Origin of the sequence: Brevibacterium sp. HMSC07C04 (assembly GCF_001815905.1) — a bacterium.
Lineage (GTDB): Bacteria > Actinomycetota > Actinomycetes > Actinomycetales > Brevibacteriaceae > Brevibacterium.
On record NZ_KV823244.1, the window covers coordinates 62,950 to 69,542 of the forward strand.

Genomic DNA, 6,593 nt, shown 5'->3' on the forward strand with positions numbered 1-6,593 from the left:
GATCACGTGGCAGCGAAGAAAACACTCATCCCGTGGCACCGCGCCAAACCGGCCCCCATTGTGCTGATTTCCGGGCCGGAAGCGGTGCTTGCCAGAAAAGCCCAAGACACCGTGCTGGGCAAGGCGAAGAAGACCTACGGCGATGACATCACACACCTAGATGCCAGTTCGTATCAGCCGGGTGAACTCGCACAGGCAGCCGCACCGTCACTGTTCACCACGCGCGGCATAGTGGTCGTCGAGAACTGCGCCACGATGAACGACGCTTTTCTGACTGACGCGCTCGCCTACGCGGACGAACCCTCTGACGACATGGTCGTCATCCTCAAACACTCAGGAGGCAACAGGGGAGCGCGCCTGATCAAGGCGCTCGAAAAGGCCGAGTTTCCCCGCATTGACGCCTCGGCGTTGAAATCAGAAGCCGACAAGAACGCCTTTGCCGAAGGCGAATTCAAACGCGCCGGACGCTCTATCCGACCGGATGCGCTCGCTGCTCTCATGGATGCGCTCGGATCGGACGTTTCGGAGCTCGACCAGGGTATCCGCCAGCTGCTGGCTGATACGGAAGGCGAAATCACCCATCAGATTGTCGACCGCTATTACGGCGGGCGGGTCGAGGCGACAGGGTTCAAAGTCGCTGACGCAGCCTGCTCCGGCAACACCGGACAGGCGCTCGCGCTGACCCGCCACGCATTGTCAACGGGCACGGACCCCGTGCCGATTGTCGCGGCAGTTGCGATGAAGCTTCGCCAGCTGGCGAAGGTGCAGGGGCTCAGCGGCTCTTCTGGCCAGTTGGCAGCCGAACTCAAAATGGCTCCGTGGCAAGTGGACCGAGCACGCAGGCAGGTTCGCCAGTGGAACGAAGCCGAACTGGGGCGTGCGCTGCTCAATGTCGCAGCGGCCGATGCGGCTGTGAAAGGCGGCGGACGGGACCCCGAATTTGCGGTTGAAACCCTCGTGCGGGAAGTCGCCCAGTCAGCCCGCCGGCGTTGACCGGCAGCAAGTCACGTAGAACCGCATGAAGAAAGGGGACGAAACACGTGGTTCGTCCCCCTTCCCTTCGGCTCTATCAGGCCTTGAGCGCGTTCACTGCCTTAGCCAGGCGCGACTTGCGGTTGGCTGCGTTCTTCTTGTGCAGCACACCCTTGCTCACTGCCTTGTCGATCTTGCGCGAGGCAACCTGCAGGGCTGCCTGTGCTTCGTCAGCGTTGCCAGCTTCGATGGCTGCGCGGACGTGGCGGATGTGACCGCGAACTTCGCTGCGCACAGCGCGGTTGCGCAGGCGAGCCTTTTCGTTGGTCTTGTTCCGCTTGATCTGAGACTTGATATTTGCCACTTCAACACTCTTCTGTCGAAATCAATAGGTCGTGAGGGCTTCCTCATACTCGATGCGCTCTCAGCGGGGAAAGCGTCAGGCGCCTGAATATCAGGAGTACATCCGCCCGACCATGGTGAGACACACACCTTGGCGGACATACGGCCAAAAGCATAGCGGCTCACCGGGGCGAACGCTAATTTTCAGCGGATGTCAGCGCGGTTGAATTCGCCACACGCTGCGAATCTGTCCGCCGTACAGAGCCTGCTGTCAGCTTTTCCCTCCGGTTTCGATGTTCTCCACGATCTTCGAGTACAGACTCATGGGCATGATGGCTCCCTCGCGGCGCACTGCGTTGGGTGCGATTCGGATGACGCGGTCCAAGCGGATTTCCGAGGGGCGGTTCTTTGCGTCCCAGTCGCCGGATCCGATGTTGATCCACGGTGTTCCCTCGTTGCTCCGGATTTCCCCGACACTGCCGGGCACCTTGTCCTTGGAGGTGAGCATGAGCCCCAGCAACCACGAACGGTCGTGTCCCACGAGCAGGACCGGACGGTCTTTGCCCTGTGTGAAGTCCTCTTCGTAGGGCACCCAGGCCCACACGACTTCGCCCGGGTCGGGACTGCCGTCGAGGTCGGGGGAGTAGACAGGTCGAACGGTGCCGGTGAAATCACCCGGGTAGCCGCCTGATGGCCTTTTGGGGAATCCCTGTTTGATCGGCTGGTTCTCGGCCCTCCGGGCAATTGAGAATTCGTCCCGCTTCTTCGGGCCTCCGCTGTCCTTCTTAGGGCGTGCCTTGTTCTTCTGGGTTCGCCCTGGTGAGTTGGCAGGGCTGCCTGGAGCTCCACCTCGTGAGTCTGACGATGCGGAGGGCCGGCCTCCCAGCAGGAGGTCGACTGCCAGCCGACCCGCCTGTTCCTGGTCGATGCTGCGGCTGAGCGCCGTGATTCCGGCTCGAAGTCCTTTGCGAATGAGGCGCTGTGAGAAGTTGGAGTTCGCCATGTGTCAACGATAAGCGCTGACCGGGCGTATGAGACAATGAGTAGCTGTTTGAGACCCACAAAGGAGCGTTCATGCCTCAGGTGAGCGATACTGCTGCCCAGCGGATTCAGGTGGCGTCCACCGACCCTGCGAATATCCGCAACTTCTGCATCATCGCCCACATTGACCACGGTAAGTCGACTCTTGCCGACCGTATGCTGCAGATGACCGGGGTGGTGCAGCCGCGTGAAATGCGCGCCCAGTACCTCGACCGGATGGACATTGAGCGCGAGCGCGGCATCACGATTAAGTCGCAGGCGGTGCGCATGCCGTGGATGACTGACGAGGGCGAACCGTTTGCGCTCAACATGATCGACACTCCCGGGCACGTGGACTTTTCCTACGAGGTTTCGCGTTCGCTGGCGGCGTGCGAAGGTGCGCTGCTGCTGGTGGATTCCGCGCAGGGCATTGAAGCCCAGACGTTGGCGAACCTGTACATGGCCATGGAGCATGACCTGACGATTGTTCCCGTGCTCAACAAGATCGACCTGCCGGCGGCGAATCCGGACAAATACGCTGAGGAGCTTGCCAATCTCATCGGTGTCGAGCCCGAAGACTGCCTGCGGGTGTCCGGCAAGACCGGTGAAGGTGTTGAGGATGTTCTCGACCGGATTGTCAGCGACATTCCTGCTCCGGAAGGCAATAAGGACGCACCTGCCCGAGCAATGATCTTCGACTCCGTGTACGACACCTACCGCGGTGTTGTCACATACGTTCGTGTGGTTGACGGCCAGTTGGGTCCGCGCGAAAAGATCCAGATGTTTTCCACCGGTTCGACGCACGAAACCCTGGAGATCGGCGTGTCTTCGCCTGAACCCAAACCGTCGAAGGGTCTGGGTGTTGGCGAGGTCGGCTACCTCATCACGGGTGTCAAGGACGTGCGCCAGTCGAAGGTCGGTGACACGATCACGACTGCCGCCAACCCGGCCGAAGAGGCACTTGAGGGCTACCAGGAGCCCAAGCCGATGGTGTTCTCCGGTCTGTTCCCGATTGACGGTTCGGACTATCCGGTGCTGCGCGATGCGCTGGAGAAGCTGCAGCTCAACGACGCTGCGCTGACCTTTGAACCTGAGACCTCGGCGGCTCTGGGCTTCGGCTTCCGCTGCGGTTACCTGGGTCTGCTGCACTTGGAGATTGTGCGCGACCGTCTGGAGCGCGAATACGATCTTTCGCTCATTTCGACCGCACCGTCTGTTGTCTACCAGGTGACGATGGAAGACGGCAGCGAGTACACGGTGACCAACCCCAGCGAATACCCGGAAGGGAAAATCAAGGAAGTCCGCGAACCGATGGTTGCGGCGACGATCCTCACCCCGTCGGATTTCGTTGGTCCCGTCATGGAGCTGTGCCAGAGCAAACGCGGGCAGATGAACGGCATGGACTACCTGTCGGAAGACCGTGTGGAGCTGCGCTACCGCATGCCGCTGGCTGAGATCGTGTTCGACTTCTTCGACCAGCTGAAGTCCCGCACCCGCGGCTACGCGTCTCTTGACTACCAGGATGACGGCGATCAGGCCGCCAACCTCGTCAAGGTCGACATTCTGCTGCACGGCGATCACGTAGATGCGTTCTCGGCAATTGTCCACCGTGATGACGCCTACCACTACGGCGTGAAGATGGCTGGGAAGCTCAAGGAGCTCATTCCCAGGCAGCAGTTCGAAGTTCCCGTGCAGGCGGCTATCGGCTCGCGCATCATTGCGCGCGAAACCATTCGCGCTATCCGCAAGGACGTTCTTTCCAAGTGCTACGGCGGTGACATCAGCCGTAAGCGCAAGCTGCTAGAAAAGCAGAAGGAAGGCAAGAAGCGCATGAAGATGGTCGGAACTGTTGAAGTTCCGCAGGAAGCGTTCATTGCCGCGCTGTCGTCGGATGCTGCCGGCGGCGGAAAGAACTGACGGAAGAGCTGATCGGTGCCGGCACAGCCTGACGGCGACGTTCCTCCGCTTGACGGTTCACTGCCTGCTTCCGCGCAGGCCGGGGCCGAATCACGCTCACTGAGTGCCTATATTCACGTGCCCTACTGCCGGGTGCGCTGCGGCTACTGCGATTTCAACACCTACACGGCCGAGGAGCTCGGTCCGGGTGCCAATCGTTCCGATTGGGCTGGGAATCTAGCTCACGAGGTGGAGCTCGCCTCCCGTGTTCTGGCTGACTTTCCTGCCAGGCCGGTCAGCACCGTGTTCTTCGGCGGGGGAACGCCGACTCTTCTGCCGGCAGCTGATCTGGCCTACGCGCTTGAACGTGTGCGGGCCGCTTTTGGCTTGGCGGATGACGCCGAGGTTACGACGGAGGCGAACCCGGACACTCTGAGCCCGGAGTATGTGGCCAAGCTGGCTGAGGCTGGTTTTACGCGCGTGTCGATGGGCATGCAGTCGGCTGTGCCGCACGTCTTAGCAACATTGGACCGCACGCATAATCCGGAGCAGGTTCCCAAAGCGGTTCAGTGGGTCAAGGACGCCGGTATGCAGGTGTCTGTTGACCTCATCTACGGCACACCGGGGGAATCAGCTGAGGACTGGCAGCGGTCTGTTGAGGCAGCTGTTGAGATGGGGCCAGACCATATTTCGGCGTATTCGCTCATTGTCGAACCGGGCACCAAAATGGGTGCGCAGGTTCGCCGGGGTGAGCTGCCTATGCCCGATGAGGACGATCTTGCTGATAAATACGCAGCGGCTGACGCTGCATTTTCTGACGCCGGTCTGCACTGGTACGAGGTGAGTAACTGGGCTCGCAGTACCGACCACGAATGCCGCCACAACAATGCCTACTGGACCGGCCAGGACTGGTGGGGTTTTGGTGCCGGGGCGCACTCGCACATTGGGGGAGTACGCTTCTGGAATGCCAAGCATCCGCGTGCCTGGGCCAACCGGCTGAGTCAAGGGCAGTCGCCGGCAATTGGTCGGGAAGTGCTAGATGCGGATACTCGCAGGCTCGAAGACCTCATGCTGCGAGCCAGGACCCGGCAGGGCATGCGTTTGAATGAACTGCCTGCGGGTACTGAACTTCTGCTGGAGCAGTTTGCCAAGCAAGGTCTTGTAGAACCTGATGAGGAATGGCTAGCGCTGACATTGCGCGGGCGACTCATGGCGGATTTCATTGTCCGTGAGCTGTCGGAATACCTGTAACTGCCTTCGGTACAGAGAGATTTGGCCGGTCAGGCAAGGTCGAGCTCGTCCACCACTTGCGCGACGCGGGCGCGCTGCGCGTCGGTGAGGCCCTGGATTGGCAGCGGCAAGCACCCGTGAGGTGCCAATCCGAGGTGCTCGGCGATCGCCGCGGTTACGCGCAGACTGCCTCCAAATTCGGCAAACAATGCCCACAGGGGTGCCAGCCGCTCGGACTCTGCAGCCACCTCGCTCTGGCGGCCCTCTTGCGCGGCGCGGGTGATCGTGAGGGCAGGCTCGGGCAGCGTGCCGCCGATTACCGAGTACCAAGCATCACAGCCCGCATTCAGGCCCGTCGCGGCGAAGGCGTCACCGGAAACCCCGATCGTGACATGTTCCGGCACCATCGCACGGATTGCGGCGACGTGATCGAGCGCTTCTTGCGGATCAGTGGGAATGCCGGGGATCTTGATCGACGCGATTCTAGGGAGCTCGGCAACGCGAGCGTAGAGGTCCGCGGTGAACGTGAATCGGGTGGTGTCGGGGTTGTCGTAGACGATCACCGGAAGTTCCGTGTGCTCGGTGACGGTGCGATACAGCTCGAACACGTCATCGTCGGTGAGCGGCTGATAGGTCATCGGGGGGGGCAACAGCACTCCCGCGGCTCCCGCCTGCTCCGCGGCATCAATATGGGCGAGGACGTGCGAGGTGCGCAAGTCTCCGACACCGACGAACACTGGAGTCGATCCGGCATGCTCGACCGCTAGTGTCGTAACGCGGTCGCGCTCTGCCTGGGTGAGGTAGGCGTAGGAGCCGGTCGACCCGAGGGCGGTAATCGAATCCACCCCCGACGCAGCCAGCCGCTCAATGAGGCCCGTGAAGGCCTGCTCGTTGACGCGGTCGTTGTGGAGTGGGGTGAGGGAGAACGCAGAGAGGCCGGTGAAAAGCTTGTTGGTCATAGTTGTTCCTGATCAAGTCGGTGCTCGGTTGTACGTCTGCCGTCGCGCTGCGCGGCTGCTCCAGCGAGAACAACCAGAGCGATACCGGCCAATTGCATGAACGTGGGGTTCTGGGCAAGCACGAGCAAGCCGATGAGGACCCCGAAGGCGGGCTCGATTGACAGCAGAGTGCCG

At 61.4% G+C, this 6,593-nt stretch carries 6 protein-coding genes; 3 read left to right on the plus strand and 3 right to left on the minus strand.

All coding sequences use genetic code 11. The features are described from left to right. The first annotated feature begins 6 nt into the window (after positions 1-6). On the plus strand, positions 7-993 hold the full coding sequence (gene holA / locus HMPREF3162_RS02585; RefSeq protein WP_070572446.1) for a DNA polymerase III subunit delta: 987 nt from the start codon (positions 7-9) through the stop codon (positions 991-993). Positions 994-1,069: 76 nt separating this feature from the next. On the opposite strand, the gene rpsT is transcribed toward holA, so the two are convergent. Beyond that, positions 1,070-1,336 carry a 30S ribosomal protein S20 gene (gene rpsT, locus HMPREF3162_RS02590; protein WP_070572447.1) on the minus strand — a complete coding sequence of 89 codons (267 nt, stop codon included), beginning with the start codon at positions 1,334-1,336 and terminating at the stop codon, positions 1,070-1,072. A gap of 249 nt (positions 1,337-1,585) precedes the next feature. Further along, on the minus strand, positions 1,586-2,317 hold the full coding sequence (locus tag HMPREF3162_RS02595; protein ID WP_070776826.1) for a type II toxin-antitoxin system PemK/MazF family toxin: 732 nt from the start codon (positions 2,315-2,317) through the stop codon (positions 1,586-1,588). A gap of 71 nt (positions 2,318-2,388) precedes the next feature. Here HMPREF3162_RS02595 and lepA point away from each other — a divergent pair, with 71 nt between their 5' ends. Next, positions 2,389-4,251, plus strand: a complete 1,863-nt coding sequence (lepA, locus tag HMPREF3162_RS02600) for a translation elongation factor 4 (protein ID WP_070776827.1) — start codon at positions 2,389-2,391, stop codon at positions 4,249-4,251. A gap of 15 nt (positions 4,252-4,266) precedes the next feature. After that, a complete protein-coding gene (gene hemW / locus HMPREF3162_RS02605; protein WP_070776828.1) occupies positions 4,267-5,481 on the plus strand; it encodes a radical SAM family heme chaperone HemW in 1,215 nt (404 codons plus the stop codon). A 29-nt stretch (positions 5,482-5,510) separates the two neighbouring features. Here hemW and HMPREF3162_RS02610 read toward each other — a convergent pair whose 3' ends face one another. Continuing rightward, positions 5,511-6,419, minus strand: a complete 909-nt coding sequence (locus HMPREF3162_RS02610; protein WP_070776829.1) for a dihydrodipicolinate synthase family protein — start codon at positions 6,417-6,419, stop codon at positions 5,511-5,513. Between the last annotated feature and the right edge of the window lie 174 nt (positions 6,420-6,593).

Bases quoted from the DNA above. Each gene is read 5' to 3' on its own strand.
- lepA (WP_070776827.1), top strand. From the start codon at position 2,389: ATGCCTCAGGTGAGCGATACTGCTGCCCAGCGGATTCAGGTGGCGTCC.
- HMPREF3162_RS02610 (WP_070776829.1), bottom strand. From the start codon at position 6,419: ATGACCAACAAGCTTTTCACCGGCCTCTCTGCGTTCTCCCTCACCCCA.
- HMPREF3162_RS02595 (WP_070776826.1), bottom strand. From the start codon at position 2,317: ATGGCGAACTCCAACTTCTCACAGCGCCTCATTCGCAAAGGACTTCGA.